Genomic DNA, 17207 nt, shown 5'->3' on the forward strand with positions numbered 1-17207 from the left:
GCGCGCTACGGGCGCGCCTCCCCGGCGCGCAGCAGCAGCTCTTTTTGCGAGCGGATGCCGAGGCGCCGAAACGCGCGGTACTGGTGCGTTCGGACGGTCGTGAGCTCGACGCCGAGCGCGCGTGCGGCCTCCTTGGCCGTGTGGCCGGCCATCAGCTGGCCGATCACCTCGCGCTCGCGCAGGCTCAAGGCCAGGAGCCGCGCGGTGAAGCCGGGCACCACGGCTTCGTGCGCCGCCACCGTGCTGCGGCCATGGGCCACGGTGGCGTCGGCCAGCAGCGTGGCGTGGCGGGCGATGGCCGAAAAATCTTTATCCCCGAATTCGGCCTGCGCGAGGCTGCGGTAGAAGCTCACCGCCACGCGCTGGCCCGCCGGCGTGAGCAGCAGCACCGAGGCGCGTTCACGGATGCCCACGTCGCCGTAGCAGGCCGCGCGGTAGGCCGGGTCGGCCACTTCGTCGGCATGCTGGTGGCCGAGCCAGAGCTGCGCCCGCTGCTTCGGCAGCTTGCGCGTCGCGAGCCAGGCCATGTTGGCATCGAGCTGGTCGAAGCGCTGCGCCACGTAGCGCTCGGCGGTGCGTTCGGCCGTGGTGCCGTAGCTGCTCGCGGCCGAGACCGCCTCGATGCGGCCGGCCACGTCGACCGCGAACACGGTGCAGAAGGTCACCGGCATCACGCGGTGCATGGCCGCAAGGCAGCTTGCCGCGAGGTGCGGCGTGCCGATGCCCGCGAGCACGTCGCCGACGATGGCGGCCGACAGCGGCTCGTCGGCGGTGGGGTGGATGCGCCAGCGCTTCATGCGGTGGCGTGCGATGCAAGGGTATTCACTTCGTACGAAGTTATGACAACGGGCGTCCGCCGCCATCGGGACAATCCCGCTGCATGACGAACCCTTCCGAACTGCCGGCCTCGGTCGGCGCCTTTCACTACACGCGCCATGCCGCGCGATGGCCGGCGCTCGGCCCCGAAGGCATCGAGCCGGGCCGCCATCCCGTGGTGATCGCGGGCGGCGGGCCGGTCGGCATGGCGCTCGCGTTGGGGCTCGCCAACCACGGCGTGCGCAGCGTGATCCTCGAGGCCGACGACACGGTCTGCGTGGGCAGCCGCGCTGCCTGCATCTCGCGCCGCAGCCTGGAGATCATGGAACGGCTCGGCGTGCTGCCGGCCTTCCTGGCCAAGGGGCTGGCATGGACTGGCGGGCGCAGCTTCTACAAGACCGAGGAAGTGTTCCGCTTCGAGATGCCGCATGACGAGCGGCAGAAGCTGCCGCCGATGATCAATCTCGAGCAGTACTACATCGAGCAGTACCTGCTGGACGAGATCGAGCGCCGCAACGCGGCGACGCCGGGCCTCATCGACCTGCGCTGGGCCACCGAGCTGACCGGACTGGCCGAGGACGCCGAAGGCGTGCTGCTCGACGTGCGCCATCCCGAAGGCAGCTACCGGCTGCAGGCGCAATGGCTCGCGGCCTGCGACGGCGGCCAGAGCTTCGTGCGCAAGGCGCTGGGGCTCGCGCTGGAGGGCACGGCCTACGAGGGGCGCTACGTCATCATCGACATCGAACTGCACAGCACGCACCCGACCGAGCGCCGCGCGTGGTTCGACCCGCCGTGGAATCCGGGCTCGACCGTGCTGATGCACCGCCAGCCCGACGACATCTGGCGCATCGACTACCAGCTCCGCGCGGGGCAGAGCACCGAGGAGGCGCTCGAGCCGGCGGCGGTGGCCACATTCGTGCAGCGCCACCTCGACGCGATCGGCGAAGGCCACCTGCCGTGGAAGACGGTCTGGACCTCGGTCTACCGCGCCGGTGCGATGACGCTGGCGAACTACCGCCACGGCCGCGTGCTGTTCGCGGGCAATGCGGCGCATGCGATGCCGATCTTCGGCGTGCGCGGCCTCAACTCGGGTTTCGACGATGCGGACAACCTGGCCTGGAAGCTGGCCTTCGTGGCGCGCGGATGGTCGGATGCCGCGCTGCTGGATTCGTACTCGCAAGAGCGCATCGGCGCCTTCCACGTGAATGCCGAAAACGCGATGCGCAGCACCGAGTTCATGTCGCCGCCGTCGCGCGGCTTCGACCTGCTGCGCGAGGCGGCGCTGTCGCTGTCGCAGCGGCATCGCGGCATTGCGCAGCTGATCAATCCGCGCCAGACGCAGGCGGTGCGCTATGCCGATTCGCCGCTGTCGAGCGAGGGCGATGCGCTGCCGGCAGGGCCGCTTGCCGGCGAGGTGATGCCCGAACAGCCGCTCGCCCAGGGCCACCTGACCGACTGGATCGGCCCGGCTTTCACGCTGCTCGTGCTGCGGCCCGACGGCCCAGCGGATGCGCCGCCGGCGAACGAACTCGCGCAGGCGAGCCGCCAAGGCGCCTGGCCGCTCGTGGTTCGCACCCTCGGCGGAATGGCCGTCGAGGGCGCCGATGCGCAGGCGGGCCCGGCCGTGTTCGAGGCGCTCGGCGCTGGCGGCGGCGCCGTCTACCTGCTGCGCCCCGACGGCCATGTGGCCGCGCGCTGGCCTCGCCTGCCGGCCGGCGCGCTGGCGCAGGCGCTCGCACGCGCCGCTGCCGCTCTTTCGAAGGAAACCACCGCATGACCACGACGACGACGCCCATCCCCGCATCGCTGCCGCCCGAGGCCCGCGACCGGCTCTATGCCGAGTGCGCGCGCGCGATCGGCGCGGCGGGCCCCGAGCGCGAATCGCTGTTTCTGGCGCGGGTGGCGCTGCTGCTGTTCGAGCAGGTCGGCGACGAGGCGCGCTGCCGCACCGCGCTGGCCGACGCATTGCATGCACTGCCCGTACCATCGCTGTCCGCGACCGAATAAATAACAAACCTGGAGATGACCTTCATGGACCGCCGTACCCTTCTTGCCACGCTCGCCTCGGGCGCCGCCGTGGCAGCCGCGCCGCTCGCCCGCGCGCAGGACTATCCCTCGCAACTGATCCGCTGGGTCGTTCCCTACCCGGCGGGCGGCGGCACCGACGTGATCGCGCGCTCGCTCGCCGAGGCCATGCGCCCGGCGCTGGGCCAGCAGATCGTGGTCGACAACCGGCCCGGCGCATCGACCAACATCGGCGCCGACCTGGTCGCCAAGAGCAAGCCCGACGGCTACACCGTGCTGTCGGCCGACAACGCCGTGCTGGCGTTCAACGAGCACCTGTTCGGCAAGCTGCCGTTCAGCCCGGAGAAGGACTTCAGCTACATCGGCGCGATCGGCAAGTTTCCGCTCGCGTTGGTGGTGCACCCGGACTTTCCGGCCAAGAACTTCAAGGAGTTCCTTGCCTACGTGAAGGCCAATCCGGGCAAGGTCAACTACGCGTCGCCCGGCAACGGCTCGCCGCACCACCTGGCGATGGAAATGTTCAAGGTGCGCACCGGCACCTTCATCACCCACATTCCCTACCGCGGCGCTGCGCCGGCCATGGCCGACGTGATGGGCGGCCAGGTGCCGTGCATGTTCCTCGACCTGGCCTCGGGCCTGCCGATCATGAAGGGCAACAAGGTGCGCGTGCTGGCGATCGGTTCGGGCGCGCGCAGCAAGCAGCTGCCCGAGGTGCCGACGCTGGCCGAGGTGGGTGTCTCCAATTCGGAGGTGTTCGCCTTCCAGGGCGTGCTCGGGCCGGCCGGCATGCCTGCAGCGGTGGTGGCCAGACTCAACAGCGAGCTCAACCGCGCCTTCAGCCAGCCCCAGGTGCAGAAGCGCTTCGACGATTTCGGCATGGAGGCGATGCCCGGCACGCCCGAGCAGTTCGCGGCGCTGTCGCGCGCCGAATCGCGGCGCTGGGGGCCGATCATCAAGCAGGCCGGCATCAAGCTGGACTAGATGACTAGATGCCGCGCGTGTTTCAGCGCGCGTAGGCCTTGCGCGAGCCGTCCTCGAAGACCTCGTCGTCGGAAAGCGGCTCGCCGTTCTCGTCCCAGCTGCGCTCGCGCGTCACGCGGCCCTTGGCATCGAAGCTCGATTCGGCGAGCAGGACGCCGGTTTCGCTGAAGCGGCGGTGCGTGCCGATCGGCACCTGTCGCCCGCGAACCGCCGCCTTGAAGCGGCCCTGGGCAGCGCGCTGGCCGGTGTCGTAGAACTCGGTGATCTCGACGGTGCGTGCCTCGCCGCTGCCGCTGAAGGCCGAGCGGCCCCGCGGCTGGCCGTTGAGGTAGTAGCTGTCGTCCCCGATCGGCACGCCCGCGCTGTTCCAGCGCTGGTCGCGGATCAGCGTGCCTTTCTCGGAGAACGCCTGCTCGCGCTGCTTGACCGCGCTGCGTTCGAGCAACAGCCAGGCGGTTTCACGCCGCTTCACGCCTTCGGACGAGAACTGGCGCTCGATGCGCTGGTTGCCCATGGTCTCGTCCTGCACCGCGGGCTTGCCGTTGTCGTAGAAGCTCTGTGAACGCACCCGCTTGCCCATGGCAAACGACAGCCGCGAGCGCAGCACCCCGCGCGCATCGAAGAGCTCGACCTGCGACGGCCCGCCGATAAAGCCGCAGAGCTTGGCGTCGTCCACGGCCGGCGCGAGCATCGGGGTTTCGCCGCAGCGCAGCGCCGACAACTGCCCGCGCTCGGTGAATTCGGCGAAAGCCCGGTCGGTGCCGATGGTCGGATAGAAGGTGGCGCGGCGCAGTTGGCCTCCTGGATGGAAGCTGCGCACCAGCCCGCGTTCCTGGCCGTCGTCGTAGACCGCCTCGCGCAGCACCTGCCCGTTGGGCGCGAACTCGCGCGCCAGGCCGTGGATGTTGCCCGCGGCATTGAGGATGTGCTCCCGCGCGAGCTTGCCCTTCTCGTAGAAGCGCACCAGGCCCATGAAGACGCCGTTCTGCAGTTGCTGCTCGCGCTGGAGTTCGCTGCTGTCGCGGTGCTTGCAGCGCATGAGGCCGGTCTTGCCCGCCGTGCTGCCGCCGTCCGACGGGTTCACGCTGCGGCCGTTGAGTTCACAGTCGAGCACGGCGGCATGCGCCGCGCCGCCCGAACAAAGCAACGCCAGGGCGATTGCGGCCGCGACTGCACCGGTTCGCGAGGTAGCGCGGCGCAGGAGGCTCATTTGTCGTAAAGCGAGGCGAGCGACCGGAAGCCCTTGGCCTCGATCGGATTGCCGAACGGATCGAGGAAGAACATGGTCCATTGCTCTCCGGGCTCGCCCTCGAAGCGCACCTGCGGCCGCAGCACGAACTCGGTGGCCGCTGCCTCGAGCCGCGCGGCCAGCGCCTGCCAGTCGGGCAGTTCGAGCACGACACCGAAATGCGGCATGGGCACCAGCGCGCTGCCCACCTGGCCGGTGCGCGTGGTGGCGAAGGGCTCGCCGAGGTGCAACGAGATCTGGTGGCCGAAGAAGTCGAAATCGACCCAGGTGTCGGTGCTGCGGCCTTCGGCGCAGCCCAGGACGTCGCCATAGAAACGGCGCGCCGCGTCGAGATCGCGGACGTGGAAGGCGAGATGGAAGATGCTGTGCATGTTCCGGATTATGGAGAGCGGTGCTGTGAGAATGCCGGACTTGTTTACATTTATGGAGCAAGCCTTGCGGATACTCCGGATCCTGGTTGCGCGGATGCGCGACACCGATCACCAGCGGCGCCTGCGCCCCTCCTTTTTCTTCGGGCTGCCGCGCCTGCTGCTGGCGGGCGCCTGTGCCGTGCTGGCGGTCGCGGCGCACGCGGCCTGCCCGCCTTCGGCCATCGCGAGCCTCGGCAAGGGCGGGGCCGTCGGCCAGTGGAATGCCGTGGACCGCGGGCTGCTGTGGCGCGCCGATCGCGACGGCCGGACCTCCTGGCTCTACGGCACCCTCCACGTTGGCCGCGCCGAGTGGGTGCGGCCCGGGCCGACGGTGCAGAAGGCGCTCGAGCAAAGCGATGCGCTCGCGCTCGAGCTGGACGTGCGCGACCAGGCCGCGATGCGCCCACTGACGCAGCCTGCGGACCCCGCCGTGGTCGGGCGCATTCTCAACGGCGAGCGCGCCCGCCGGCTCGCGCGCCAGAACGAGGCCGCCTGCATGGAGCCGGGAAAGACGGCCGGGCTGCAGCCGATCCTGCAGGTGATGGCGTTGGCCGGGCTGGTGGCCCGCGCCGACGGGCTGTATCCCGAATTCGGCGTGGACGAGTCGATGGCGGTTGCGGCCCGGAACAACGGCACCCCGGTGTTCGCGCTCGAGACCGCCGCCGCGCAGCTGAACGCGCTGACCGGCGGCTCCGAAGCCGAGCAGGCCGAGCAGATCGACGCCGCGCTCGGCGAACTCGAATCGGGCCAGCTGCGAGCGCAGATGAAGGAGCTCGCCGACATCTGGGCGCGCGGCGACGCCGAAAAGCTCGGCCGCTACCCGGAGTGGTGCAACTGCCTCAACACGCCCGCCGAGCAGCGGCTCATGCAGCGCTTGCTGGACGACCGCAACCCCGGCCTCGCGGACGGCATCGAGCGCATGCACGTCGGGGGCAAACGCGTGTTCGCTGCGGTCGGCGCGCTGCACATGGTCGGGCCGCAGAGCCTGCCGGCGATCCTGGCATCGCGCGGGTTCAAGGTGACGGCGGTGCCGCTGGTGGCCCAGCCGGCGGCGGCCTTGCCGGCCGCGCCGGCCCCCAAGGCGGCCCGTGCGGAACCGGCCGCACGCAGTGCACGCGGCGCACGGGCCGCGCCATCGTCTCGCGCTGCGCGGGGTGGCAAGACGGCCACGACCAGATCGTCGGGCGCAAAGACCGCCGCGAAGACCGGCAGCCGCAAGGCGGCGAGCGCCAAACCCGCGACGCGGGCCGCCCCGGCGGCCAAGGGCAAACAGCGCCGATAATCACCAGCGCCATGCAACTGCTGCGAAACCGCTCCTGCTTCTTCGGCCTTCTCGGCCGCGGGGTGCTGCTGTGGTTCGTGCTCTCGCTCGGCGCGGCAGCGGCCTCGCCGCTCGTCCATCCGCAGGCCGTGGAACTGGTGTGCTCCAGCGCCGGCGCGGTCAAGGCCGTGGTCCAGACCGACGACGGTGTGCAGGAATTGGGCGCCTCGCACCTGGACTGCCCGCTGTGCGTGCTGACGGGGGCGCCGCCGCCGTCGCGGGTGGCGCAGGCCTCGGCCTTTGCGTTGCCGCCGGAGCGCGCGCTCCGGTCGGCGCCTTCGCGCACTGCCGCCGCCAGCGCGGCGCCGCTTCCGGCACGCGGGCCTCCAGCCGCCTGACGCCACCGCCCCGGGGCGCACGCAGTGCCCCAGTGCCGCACCCGGCGCAAATTGCCTGTCCGCCTGCTGCCCTGCGCGTCCGAATGTGACCGCGGGCGGCGAACCATTTTTTGCCTTCCTTTCTAGGAGTTCCCATGAACCCACTGCACCTTCCACGCAAGGCGGCCGCGGCCGCTGCGTTGCTCGCCGGCGCGGCAGCCGCCTGTGCCCACGTCACGCTGCCGGGCGGCGGCGCGACGGTCGGCAGCGACTACAACGCCGCCTTCCGTGTCGGCCATGCTTGCGAGGGCGCCAAGGCCACAACGGGCCTGGCGGTTCGCCTGCCCAAGGGCTTCATCCTGAGCGACGCGCAGGCACGCAAGGGCTGGAAGCTCGAGGTACAGAAGAACACTGGCGACGGCGAAGTGCGCTGGACCGCCGAAAACCCGCAGGCGGCGCTGCCAGCCGGCGAACGCGCCGAGTTCGTGCTGCGCGGCAAGGTGCCGAGCACGCCGGGGACGCTGTGGTTCAAGGTGCAGCAGACCTGCGACGTCGGCAGCATCGACTGGGCCGAGGTGCCGGCGTCGGGCACGTCGACCGCCGGGCTCAAGAGCCCCGCGGCCAGGCTCGACGTGGTGGCGCAGGGCGTCGCCACGGTCGATGTGCGCGATGCCTGGGTGCGGCCGTCGGTGCCGGGACAGAGCGGCACCGGCGCCTTCATGAAGCTGACCGCACCGGCCGGCGGCAGGCTGGTCGGCATCTCGACGCCGGCCGCGGGCGTCGCCGAGATCCACGAAATGAAGATGGAAGGCGACACCATGCGGATGCGCGAGCTGCCGCGCGGCCTCGAACTGCCGCCGGGGCAGACCGTGGAACTCAAGCCCGGCGGCTACCACGTGATGATGATGGATCTGAAGCAGGCGCTAGCGAAAGGAGCGACCGTGCCGGTCACACTGACGTTCGAGGACGCGAAGGGCCAGAAGACCTCGCTCGAGCTGAAGCTGCCGGTGGGCGCGCCGGCGGGCACCGCAGCACCGGCCCACCAGCACAAGCACTGAACGCCGCTTACAGTAACGCGTCGGGCGCCAGCGGGCCGAACAGCTTCAGCAGCAGGCGCAGCGTGAGGCTCGCATCGGGCTCGGTCGAGGTGTCCTTGAGGCCGCTGCCTTCGGGCGCGTGCCAGACCAGCGAGCGCTTGTCCTTGTCGAGTTCGACGCGCCACGAGCCTTCGCGCATGCCGCGCTCGATCTGCGCCGAGGCCGCGCGCGAGAGTTCGCCGCTTCGCACCAGGAGCGCGATCTCGGTGTTCTGCAGTTGCGAGCGCAGGTCGAGGTTCATGGAGCCCACCACGAGCAACTGGCCGTCCATCACCAGCACCTTCGAATGCAGCATCGAACGCGATGCCCCGGGGGCGCCGCTGCCCGACGAGCCGAAGGCGTTGCTGACCGTTGCCTGCTCGCTGCGCAGTTCGAAGAGCTCGACACCGATCCTGAGCAAATCCTCGCGGTGCCGCGCGTAGCCGACGTGCGCTACCGGCGCGTCGTTCGATGCCAGCGAGTTGGTCAGCACGCGGATGCGCACCCCGCGCTGCTTGGCGGCGGCGAATGCCTGCTTCATGTCCGGACCGGGCACGAAATAGGGCGAGATGATGAGCAGATCGCTGCGCGCCTGGCCGATCAGCTGAAGCAGGCCCTCGACCACGGTCTCGCTGCCGGCCGCTATGTCGGACGAGGCCTCGAGTGACGAGGCCTCGAGTGACGCGGCGCGCCGTGACGATCCGGCCGCATCGCCCGGTTGGCTCACTACGAGGCCCGGCGCCTTGTCGGCGCCGCGTTCGGCGGGGATCTTTTCCGGCTGGTCGGCGAGCATCACCGCGGGCGCCCAGACGAAGCGCGCGGTTCTGAGGTCGAGCGGCTTTTCGTCCCAGGCGCGGGCCAGCTGCGCGGGCGTGGGCGCGGCGCCGGGTTTCTGTTCGCCATTGGGCGGTGCCGGGGCTGGTGCCGGCGCTGTGTTCTCCGCGGAGGCCGCCTTCTCATCGGTCAGCTCCCGCTCCGCCTTCTCGGCGCGCGCGCGGATGGCCTGCAGTTCTTCGCGCTGGATCAGCGATTGGACGGGGTAGGCGCGCTCGTTGTTCCAGTAGCTGTCGAAGCTGCGCGAAAGGTCGCGCACGATCGGTCCCGCCGCAAGGATGTCGAGATCGATGAAGTTGCCGTTGAGCGCGTTGCCGAAATACGCGTCGCCGAGGTTGCGCCCGCCGGTCACGCCGAGCACGTTGTCGGCCAGGAAGAGCTTGTTGTGCATCCGCTGCTGGATGCGCGAGACATCGCCGATCGAGTTGACCATGCGCGCGAGCGACGAGTCGCGCTTTCCGGCCAGCGGGTTGAACAGCCGCATCTCGATGTTGGGAACGAAGGCCAGGCCCAGGACCAGCGCGTCCTTGCCGGTGCTGTGGAAATCGTCGAGCAGGATGCGCACCCGCACCCCTCGCTCGGCCGCCGACCGGATGCCGCGCAGCAGGCGCGCGGTGCTCGCGTCGGCGTGGATGGCGTAGTACTGCAGGTCAAGCGTCTTCTGCGCGCCCTGGATCAAGGCCAGCCGGCTGCCGTAGGCCGCGGGCGGGCCGCCCAGCAACAGGAAGCCCGATTCAAAGCGCGCGCCATCGGCCTTGCGCCGCTGCTGGACCAGGGCCTCGAGCGCTGTGCCGCCTGGCGAGGCGATCGCCGTCGAAACCGGACGCTCCACGTGCTTCGGCAGCTCTGCGCAGGCGCCTTGCAGCACCAGCATCAGCAGAGCGATGGACCGGCCGACGAACGTGTAAATGGATGGCATGCTGCTTCCCGGAGCTTGGAAACTGCATATATAGCCTACTCTGCAGTAGACCCGCGTCGGACAGCGGGAGCGGCCGGTAGGGTGCTATCGCTTGACCGTGAGCTCTTCCTGGCGCTCCAGCGCCGCCAGCAGTTCGTCGTCGATCTGGGCATGGCGCTGGCTCAGCTCGGCGGCGCGCGACGCGTCGGTGGCGTAGATCGCGCCGCCATCGAGTGCCAGCATTTCGGCGATGCGCCTTTGCTCCGCCTCGAGCGCTTGGATCTGCGCCGGCAGTGCGTCGAGCTCGCGCTGTTCCTTGTAGCTGAGTTTCTTGCGCGCAGCGGTGGGCACAGGGGAGGGCGTGGATGCCGGCGCCGACGCAGCGGCGGGTGCTGGCGCGGCGGGGCTCGTGGGCTGGCGCTGCTCGGCGATCTCCCGCGCACGCTTCGACTGGATAAGCCAGTCCTGCACGCTGCCCTCGTACTCGCGCCAGTGGCCATCGCCTTCGAAGGCGATCGTGCTGGTCACCACGTTGTCGAGGAAGGTGCGGTCATGGCTGACCAGGAACACGGTGCCGTCGTAGTCCTGCAGCAGGCCTTCGAGCAGTTCCAGCGTGTCGATGTCGAGGTCGTTGGTCGGTTCGTCCAGCACCAGCACGTTGGCGGGCCGCGCGAACAGCCGGGCCAGCAGCAGGCGGTTGCGTTCACCGCCGCTGAGCGAGCGGACCGGCGAGTTGGCCCGCGCCGGCGAGAACAGGAAGTCGGAAAGGTAGCTCTTCACGTGCTTGCGTTGGCTGCCGATCTCGATCCATTCGCTACCGGGACTGATGAAGTCCTCGAGCGTGGCATCGAGGTCGAGCTTGTCGCGCATCTGGTCGAAGTACGCCACCTGCAGGTTGGTGCCGCGGCGGATCTTGCCGCTGTCGGGTTCGAGTTCACCCAGGATGAGCTTGAGCAACGTGGTCTTGCCGGCGCCGTTGGGGCCCAACAGGCCCACCTTGTCGCCGCGCAGGATGGTGCCGGTGAATTTCCGCACGATCGTCTTGTCGCCGAAGGATTTGCTGGCTTCGGTGAGTTCGGCGACGATCTTTCCGCTCGATTGGCCCGCCGCCACGTCCATGTTGACGCTGCCTTGCACGTCGCGGCGTGCCCCGCGGCTTGCCCGCAGTGTTTCGAGCCGGCTGATGCGGCTCTGGCTGCGCGTTCGGCGAGCTTCCACCCCCTTGCGGATCCAGATTTCCTCCTGGGCCAGCAGCTTGTCGGCCTTGGCGTTGATCACCGCTTCCTGGGCGAGCTGTTCCTCTTTTTGCAGCAGGTACTGTTCGAAGTTGCCTGGATAGGAATGCAGCTTGCCACGGTCCAGCTCCACGATGCGGGTGGCGACACGGTTCAGGAAGCTGCGGTCATGGGTGACGGTGACCACGCTTCCCTTGAAATCGATCAGCAACTGCTCCAGCCATTCAATGGAATCCAGGTCAAGGTGATTGGTCGGCTCATCCAACAGGAGCACGTCCGGCGCGGCGACCAGTGCCTGCGCCAGGGCCACGCGTTTGCGCGTACCGCCGGAGAGCGAGCCGACGCGCGCATCGCGGTCCAGGTGGAGCCGGTGCAGCGTTTCCTCGACGCGCTGTTCCCAGTTCCAGGCGTCAAAGGCCTCGATCTGCGACTGCAGCGCGTCCAGGTCGAGACCCTCGGCGCCCGACAAATAGAGATCGCGCACGGCAATGACAGATGCCAGCCCTTGGCTGGCGGCGGTAAAGACGTCGGCCTCCGGATCGAGCTGCGGCTCCTGGGCCACATAGGCGATCCGCAGGTTTTGCTGCAGTTGCAGCGTGCCGTCGTCGGTTTTCTCGAGCCCGCCCAGTATCTTGAGCAGGGACGACTTGCCTGCACCATTGCGGCCGATCAGGCCGATGCGTTCAGATTCCAGAAGAGAGAAGTCCGCATGGTCGAGCAGCGGAACGTGGCCGAACGCGAGTTGGGCGTCAAGGAGTGTGATGAGTGCCATGTGGCACGGATTATCGGAGCAGCCTCCTTTCCGTACCGGGCAGCGCGCAGCGCTGCCCGGTACGGAAAGCCCGCGGTGATTTTGTTGGCGGCAGTCTTGCAACACACAAGATTTGGCATATACTCGTGGGCTCGACTGACACTGCCTCACGGCACTTCAAGCGACTGCCCTCAAGGGGTGGCGGCAAGAAGGTAGAGGTCGAAAAAAAACTTCCTTCAAAGTTGACGCGGTTTGAAAAAGCAGTGCATAATCGAAGGCTTCGCTGAACGACTTCAGCGCCCTGTGACAGAAGTTGCGGAGTGCGGAAAAGAAGAAGTGGCGGCGAAAAAAGTTTGACGGTTCTTCAAAAACCGTGTTAGACTACAAGGCTTCGCTGATCGCAGCAAAGCAAGACGAAGTAAACGATAAGTTGCTTCGGGGTTCATTAAAAATCTACAGCCGATAAGCGTGGGCGTTTGAAGGTAATTGCGTAAGTTCTTCGGAACAAGTCGCAAGACTTAAAAACGCTCATGAGAATAGAAGTGAAGTTCACTTCAATTCCGTTTTTGTGAGTTTTGCCTGGTCGCGAGATCAGGCGCAAATCAAGATCGAACTATAGAGTTTGATCCTGGCTCAGATTGAACGCTGGCGGCATGCCTTACACATGCAAGTCGAACGGCAGCGCGGGAGCAATCCTGGCGGCGAGTGGCGAACGGGTGAGTAATACATCGGAACGTGCCCAATCGTGGGGGATAACGCAGCGAAAGCTGTGCTAATACCGCATAAGATCTACGGATGAAAGCAGGGGATCGCAAGACCTTGCGCGAATGGAGCGGCCGATGGCAGATTAGGTAGTTGGTGGGGTAAAGGCTCACCAAGCCTTCGATCTGTAGCTGGTCTGAGAGGACGACCAGCCACACTGGGACTGAGACACGGCCCAGACTCCTACGGGAGGCAGCAGTGGGGAATTTTGGACAATGGGCGAAAGCCTGATCCAGCCATGCCGCGTGCAGGATGAAGGCCTTCGGGTTGTAAACTGCTTTTGTACGGAACGAAACGGCTCTTTCTAATACAGAGGGCTAATGACGGTACCGTAAGAATAAGCACCGGCTAACTACGTGCCAGCAGCCGCGGTAATACGTAGGGTGCAAGCGTTAATCGGAATTACTGGGCGTAAAGCGTGCGCAGGCGGTGATGTAAGACAGTTGTGAAATCCCCGGGCTCAACCTGGGAACTGCATCTGTGACTGCATCGCTGGAGTGCGGCAGAGGGGGATGGAATTCCGCGTGTAGCAGTGAAATGCGTAGATATGCGGAGGAACACCGATGGCGAAGGCAATCCCCTGGGCCTGCACTGACGCTCATGCACGAAAGCGTGGGGAGCAAACAGGATTAGATACCCTGGTAGTCCACGCCCTAAACGATGTCAACTGGTTGTTGGGTCTTCACTGACTCAGTAACGAAGCTAACGCGTGAAGTTGACCGCCTGGGGAGTACGGCCGCAAGGTTGAAACTCAAAGGAATTGACGGGGACCCGCACAAGCGGTGGATGATGTGGTTTAATTCGATGCAACGCGAAAAACCTTACCCACCTTTGACATGTACGGAATCCTTTAGAGATAGAGGAGTGCTCGAAAGAGAACCGTAACACAGGTGCTGCATGGCTGTCGTCAGCTCGTGTCGTGAGATGTTGGGTTAAGTCCCGCAACGAGCGCAACCCTTGTCATTAGTTGCTACATTTAGTTGGGCACTCTAATGAGACTGCCGGTGACAAACCGGAGGAAGGTGGGGATGACGTCAAGTCCTCATGGCCCTTATAGGTGGGGCTACACACGTCATACAATGGCTGGTACAAAGGGTTGCCAACCCGCGAGGGGGAGCTAATCCCATAAAACCAGTCGTAGTCCGGATCGCAGTCTGCAACTCGACTGCGTGAAGTCGGAATCGCTAGTAATCGTGGATCAGAATGTCACGGTGAATACGTTCCCGGGTCTTGTACACACCGCCCGTCACACCATGGGAGCGGGTTCTGCCAGAAGTAGTTAGCCTAACCGCAAGGAGGGCGATTACCACGGCAGGGTTCGTGACTGGGGTGAAGTCGTAACAAGGTAGCCGTATCGGAAGGTGCGGCTGGATCACCTCCTTTCTGGAAACAAGCAATTTAATTTAAACGCCCACACTTATCGGTTGTTGGAAGAAGTCGAAATCTTCATTGATTCTCGATTGGGTCTGTAGCTCAGCTGGTTAGAGCACCGTCTTGATAAGGCGGGGGTCGTTGGTTCGAGCCCAACTAGACCCACCAAATCTTCTGATTTCTCGTGTGAGAGTTTGGGGGATTAGCTCAGCTGGGAGAGCACCTGCTTTGCAAGCAGGGGGTCGTCGGTTCGATCCCGTCATCCTCCACCAATAAATCGATACTTAAATTCAACACCAAAGCAGCTTTGTGCGCGAGCATGAGGCTTCTTTGTTGTTGATCGAGATCTCTTGATCAATCGGCTGTTCTTTAAAAATTCATAGAGTCGAATCAGCGTTGCTGATGGAAACTGCACATTCGTAAAGGTTTAGTGCAGACCGTGCCATCAGCAACATAGAATTTTTGATTGCGTCAAAAGAAACTTCAATTTCGAATCAAATCGAATTGAATGTACGGCATAACGCGTCAGGTGAAAGACCTGACATATTCCTTGAAATGATTTTGTAGTTTCGCAAGAGACATCAAAGTTATAGGGTCAAGTGAATAAGAGCACGTGGTGGATGCCTTGGCAATGATAGGCGACGAAGGACGTGATAGCCTGCGATAAGCTTCGGGGAGCTGGCAAATTAGCTTTGATCCGGAGATTTCCGAATGGGGAAACCCACCTGCAAAGGTATCGCATGATGAATACATAGTCATGCGAGGCGAACCGGGTGAACTGAAACATCTCAGTAGCTCGAGGAAAAGACATCAACCGAGATTCCGAAAGTAGTGGCGAGCGAAATCGGAAGAGCCTGTTAGTGATAGCACAAGACATAACGGAACAGTTTGGAAAGACTGGCCATAGCGGGTGATAGCCCCGTACGTGAAATGACCTGTGTGGTACTGAGCTAACGACAAGTAGGGCGGGACACGAGAAATCCTGTCTGAATATGGGGGGACCATCCTCCAAGGCTAAATACTCATCATTGACCGATAGTGAACTAGTACCGTGAGGGAAAGGCGAAAAGAACCCCGGGAGGGGAGTGAAATAGATCCTGAAACCGCGTGCTTACAAAAAGTAGGAGCCTCGTAAGGGGTGACTGCGTACCTTTTGTATAATGGGTCAGCGACTTACATTCAGTGGCAAGGTTAACCGAATAGGGAAGCCGTAGAGAAATCGAGTCCGAATAGGGCGATCAGTCGCTGGGTGTAGACCCGAAACCAAGTGATCTATCCATGGCCAGGATGAAGGTGCCGTAACAGGTACTGGAGGTCCGAACCGACTAGTGTTGCAAAACTAGCGGATGAGCTGTGGATAGGGGTGAAAGGCTAAACAAACTTGGAAATAGCTGGTTCTCTCCGAAAACTATTTAGGTAGTGCCTCAAGTATTACCATCGGGGGTAGAGCACTGTTTTGGCTAGGGGGTCATGGCGACTTACCAAACCAAGGCAAACTCCGAATACCGATGAGTACAGCTTGGGAGACAGAGCACCGGGTGCTAACGTCCGGACTCAAGAGGGAAACAACCCAGACCGCCAGCTAAGGTCCCTAAAATTGGCTAAGTGGGAAACGAAGTGGGAAGGCTAAAACAGTCAGGATGTTGGCTTAGAAGCAGCCATCATTTAAAGAAAGCGTAATAGCTCACTGATCGAGTCGTCCTGCGCGGAAGATGTAACGGGGCTAAGCCAGTTACCGAAGCTGCGGATTTGCAATTTATTGCAAGTGGTAGGAGAGCGTTCTGTAAGCCTGTGAAGGTGCGTTGTAAAGCGTGCTGGAGGTATCAGAAGTGCGAATGCTGACATGAGTAGCGTTAAAGGGGGTGAAAAGCCCCCTCGCCGTAAGCGCAAGGTTTTCTACGCAACGTTCATCGGCGTAGAGTGAGTCGGCCCCTAAGGCGAGGCAGAGATGCGTAGCTGATGGGAAACAGGTCAATATTCCTGTACCGATTGTTAGTGCGATGTGGGGACGGATCTTAATAGGTCATCCAGTTATTGGATTATTCTGGTTTAGTTGGATGTAGGCGTGCATTAGGCAAATCCGGTGCACATATACCGAGGCCAACGATCGAGCGGACTTGTCCGTGAAGTGACTGAACGAGGTTCCAGGAAAAGCCACTAAGCTTCAGCTAACAACGACCGTACCGCAAACCGACACTGGTGCGCGAGATGAGTATTCTAAGGCGCTTGAGAGAACTCAGGAGAAGGAACTCGGCAAATTGACACCGTAACTTCGGAAGAAGGTGTGCCCTATTAGTGTGTAGTGAGCAACGAAGCATGAATGGGTTGCAAAAAATCGGTGGCTGCGACTGTTTATTAAAAACACAGCACTCTGCAAACACGAAAGTGGACGTATAGGGTGTGACGCCTGCCCGGTGCTGGAAGATTAAATGATGGGGTGCAAGCTCTTGATTGAAGTCCCAGTAAACGGCGGCCGTAACTATAACGGTCCTAAGGTAGCGAAATTCCTTGTCGGGTAAGTTCCGACCTGCACGAATGGCGTAACGATGGCCACACTGTCTCCTCCTGAGACTCAGCGAAGTTGAAATGTTTGTGATGATGCAATCTCCCCGCGGAAAGACGGAAAGACCCCATGAACCTTTACTGTAGCTTTGTATTGGACTTTGAACAGATCTGTGTAGGATAGGTGGGAGGCTTTGAAGCAGGGTCGCTAGATCTTGTGGAGCCAACGTTGAAATACCACCCTGGTGTGTTTGAGGTTCTAACCTAGGTCCATTATCTGGATCGGGGACAGTGCATGGTAGGCAGTTTGACTGGGGCGGTCTCCTCCCAAAGCGTAACGGAGGAGTTCGAAGGTACGCTAGTTACGGTCGGACATCGTGACGATAGTGCAATGGCATAAGCGTGCTTAACTGCGAGACTGACAAGTCGAGCAGATGCGAAAGCAGGACATAGTGATCCGGTGGTTCTGTATGGAAGGGCCATCGCTCAACGGATAAAAGGTACTCTGGGGATAACAGGCTGATACCGCCCAAGAGTTCATATCGACGGCGGTGTTTGGCACCTCGATGTCGGCTCATCTCATCCTGGGGCTGTAGCCGGTCCCAAGGGTATGGCTGTTCGCCATTTAAAGAGGTACGTGAGCTGGGTTTAAAACGTCG

At 63.8% G+C, this 17207-nt stretch carries 11 protein-coding genes, 2 tRNA genes and 2 rRNA genes (1 of these 15 cut by a window edge); 10 read left to right on the top strand and 5 right to left on the bottom strand.

Features of this window, described 5'->3' with window-relative positions; translation table 11 throughout:
• Positions 1-5: 5 nt before the first annotated feature.
• The gene (locus AC3A6G_RS16220) at positions 6-797 is read right to left on the bottom strand and encodes a helix-turn-helix transcriptional regulator (RefSeq protein WP_487874044.1); all 792 of its coding nucleotides are present in this window, start codon (positions 795-797) and stop codon (positions 6-8) included.
• Positions 798-880: 83 nt separating this feature from the next.
• On the opposite strand from AC3A6G_RS16220, the gene AC3A6G_RS16225 reads away from it, so the two are divergent.
• The 3 genes from AC3A6G_RS16225 to AC3A6G_RS16235 are packed head-to-tail and all read left to right on the top strand — an operon-like array spanning position 881 to position 3822.
• Complete coding sequence (locus tag AC3A6G_RS16225) at positions 881-2593, top strand: FAD-dependent monooxygenase (protein ID WP_487874045.1); 1713 nt, start codon at positions 881-883, stop codon at positions 2591-2593.
• Positions 2590-2823 carry a hypothetical protein gene (locus tag AC3A6G_RS16230; RefSeq protein WP_487874046.1) on the top strand — a complete coding sequence of 78 codons (234 nt, stop codon included), beginning with the start codon at positions 2590-2592 and terminating at the stop codon, positions 2821-2823. Before AC3A6G_RS16225 ends, AC3A6G_RS16230 begins: the two co-directional genes overlap by 4 nt.
• A gap of 24 nt (positions 2824-2847) precedes the next feature.
• On the top strand, positions 2848-3822 hold the full coding sequence (locus tag AC3A6G_RS16235) for a Bug family tripartite tricarboxylate transporter substrate binding protein (RefSeq protein ID WP_487862547.1): 975 nt from the start codon (positions 2848-2850) through the stop codon (positions 3820-3822).
• A 22-nt stretch (positions 3823-3844) separates the two neighbouring features.
• Here the strand turns inward: AC3A6G_RS16235 and AC3A6G_RS16240 are convergent, their stop codons facing one another.
• Positions 3845-5032 (bottom strand): toxin-antitoxin system YwqK family antitoxin, encoded by a 1188-nt coding sequence (locus tag AC3A6G_RS16240; RefSeq protein ID WP_487874047.1) that lies wholly within the window; start codon positions 5030-5032, stop codon positions 3845-3847.
• Positions 5029-5442, bottom strand: coding sequence for a VOC family protein (locus AC3A6G_RS16245; protein ID WP_487863242.1), 414 nt, complete (start codon positions 5440-5442; stop codon positions 5029-5031). Before AC3A6G_RS16245 ends, AC3A6G_RS16240 begins: the two co-directional genes overlap by 4 nt.
• Positions 5443-5536: 94 nt before the next feature.
• Here AC3A6G_RS16245 and AC3A6G_RS16250 point away from each other — a divergent pair, with 94 nt between their 5' ends.
• The 3 genes from AC3A6G_RS16250 to AC3A6G_RS16260 all read left to right on the top strand — a co-directional run bounded on the left by AC3A6G_RS16250 (position 5537) and on the right by AC3A6G_RS16260 (position 8177).
• Positions 5537-6763, top strand: coding sequence for a TraB/GumN family protein (locus AC3A6G_RS16250; protein WP_487863241.1), 1227 nt, complete (start codon positions 5537-5539; stop codon positions 6761-6763).
• An 11-nt stretch (positions 6764-6774) separates the two neighbouring features.
• On the top strand, positions 6775-7140 hold the full coding sequence (locus AC3A6G_RS16255) for a DUF2946 family protein (protein ID WP_487874048.1): 366 nt from the start codon (positions 6775-6777) through the stop codon (positions 7138-7140).
• Between the two features lie 134 nt (positions 7141-7274).
• A complete protein-coding gene (locus AC3A6G_RS16260) occupies positions 7275-8177 on the top strand; it encodes a copper chaperone PCu(A)C domain-containing protein (protein ID WP_487874049.1) in 903 nt (300 codons plus the stop codon).
• A 7-nt stretch (positions 8178-8184) separates the two neighbouring features.
• On the opposite strand, the gene AC3A6G_RS16265 is transcribed toward AC3A6G_RS16260, so the two are convergent.
• Positions 8185-9948 (bottom strand): phospholipase D family protein, encoded by a 1764-nt coding sequence (locus AC3A6G_RS16265; RefSeq protein WP_487874050.1) that lies wholly within the window; start codon positions 9946-9948, stop codon positions 8185-8187.
• A gap of 84 nt (positions 9949-10032) precedes the next feature.
• On the bottom strand, positions 10033-11934 hold the full coding sequence (locus AC3A6G_RS16270; protein WP_487874204.1) for an ATP-binding cassette domain-containing protein: 1902 nt from the start codon (positions 11932-11934) through the stop codon (positions 10033-10035).
• Positions 11935-12523: 589 nt separating this feature from the next.
• Between AC3A6G_RS16270 and AC3A6G_RS16275 the strand changes: the two genes are divergently transcribed.
• The 4 genes from AC3A6G_RS16275 to AC3A6G_RS16290 form a co-directional block, all read left to right on the top strand.
• Positions 12524-14058 (top strand): 16S ribosomal RNA (locus tag AC3A6G_RS16275).
• A gap of 79 nt (positions 14059-14137) precedes the next feature.
• Positions 14138-14214 (top strand) — tRNA-Ile (locus AC3A6G_RS16280).
• Positions 14215-14242: 28 nt separating this feature from the next.
• A tRNA-Ala gene (locus tag AC3A6G_RS16285) sits at positions 14243-14318 on the top strand.
• A 321-nt stretch (positions 14319-14639) separates the two neighbouring features.
• Positions 14640-17207, top strand: a 23S ribosomal RNA gene (locus AC3A6G_RS16290); it runs 308 nt beyond the window's last position.
• Together the 16S and 23S rRNA genes with 2 tRNA genes alongside form the textbook arrangement of a ribosomal RNA operon.

The sequence above is a fragment of the Variovorax sp. Soil_C_26 genome, from assembly GCF_057657075.1.

Coding starts and splice junctions, on each gene's coding strand:
- AC3A6G_RS16220 (WP_487874044.1), bottom strand. CDS start 797: ATGAAGCGCTGGCGCATCCACCCCACCGCCGACGAGCCGCTGTCGGCC.
- AC3A6G_RS16225 (WP_487874045.1), top strand. CDS start 881: ATGACGAACCCTTCCGAACTGCCGGCCTCGGTCGGCGCCTTTCACTAC.
- AC3A6G_RS16230 (WP_487874046.1), top strand. CDS start 2,590: ATGACCACGACGACGACGCCCATCCCCGCATCGCTGCCGCCCGAGGCC.
- AC3A6G_RS16235 (WP_487862547.1), top strand. CDS start 2,848: ATGGACCGCCGTACCCTTCTTGCCACGCTCGCCTCGGGCGCCGCCGTG.
- AC3A6G_RS16240 (WP_487874047.1), bottom strand. CDS start 5,032: ATGAGCCTCCTGCGCCGCGCTACCTCGCGAACCGGTGCAGTCGCGGCC.
- AC3A6G_RS16245 (WP_487863242.1), bottom strand. CDS start 5,442: ATGCACAGCATCTTCCATCTCGCCTTCCACGTCCGCGATCTCGACGCG.
- AC3A6G_RS16250 (WP_487863241.1), top strand. CDS start 5,537: ATGCGCGACACCGATCACCAGCGGCGCCTGCGCCCCTCCTTTTTCTTC.
- AC3A6G_RS16255 (WP_487874048.1), top strand. CDS start 6,775: ATGCAACTGCTGCGAAACCGCTCCTGCTTCTTCGGCCTTCTCGGCCGC.
- AC3A6G_RS16260 (WP_487874049.1), top strand. CDS start 7,275: ATGAACCCACTGCACCTTCCACGCAAGGCGGCCGCGGCCGCTGCGTTG.
- AC3A6G_RS16265 (WP_487874050.1), bottom strand. CDS start 9,948: ATGCCATCCATTTACACGTTCGTCGGCCGGTCCATCGCTCTGCTGATG.
- AC3A6G_RS16270 (WP_487874204.1), bottom strand. CDS start 11,934: ATGGCACTCATCACACTCCTTGACGCCCAACTCGCGTTCGGCCACGTT.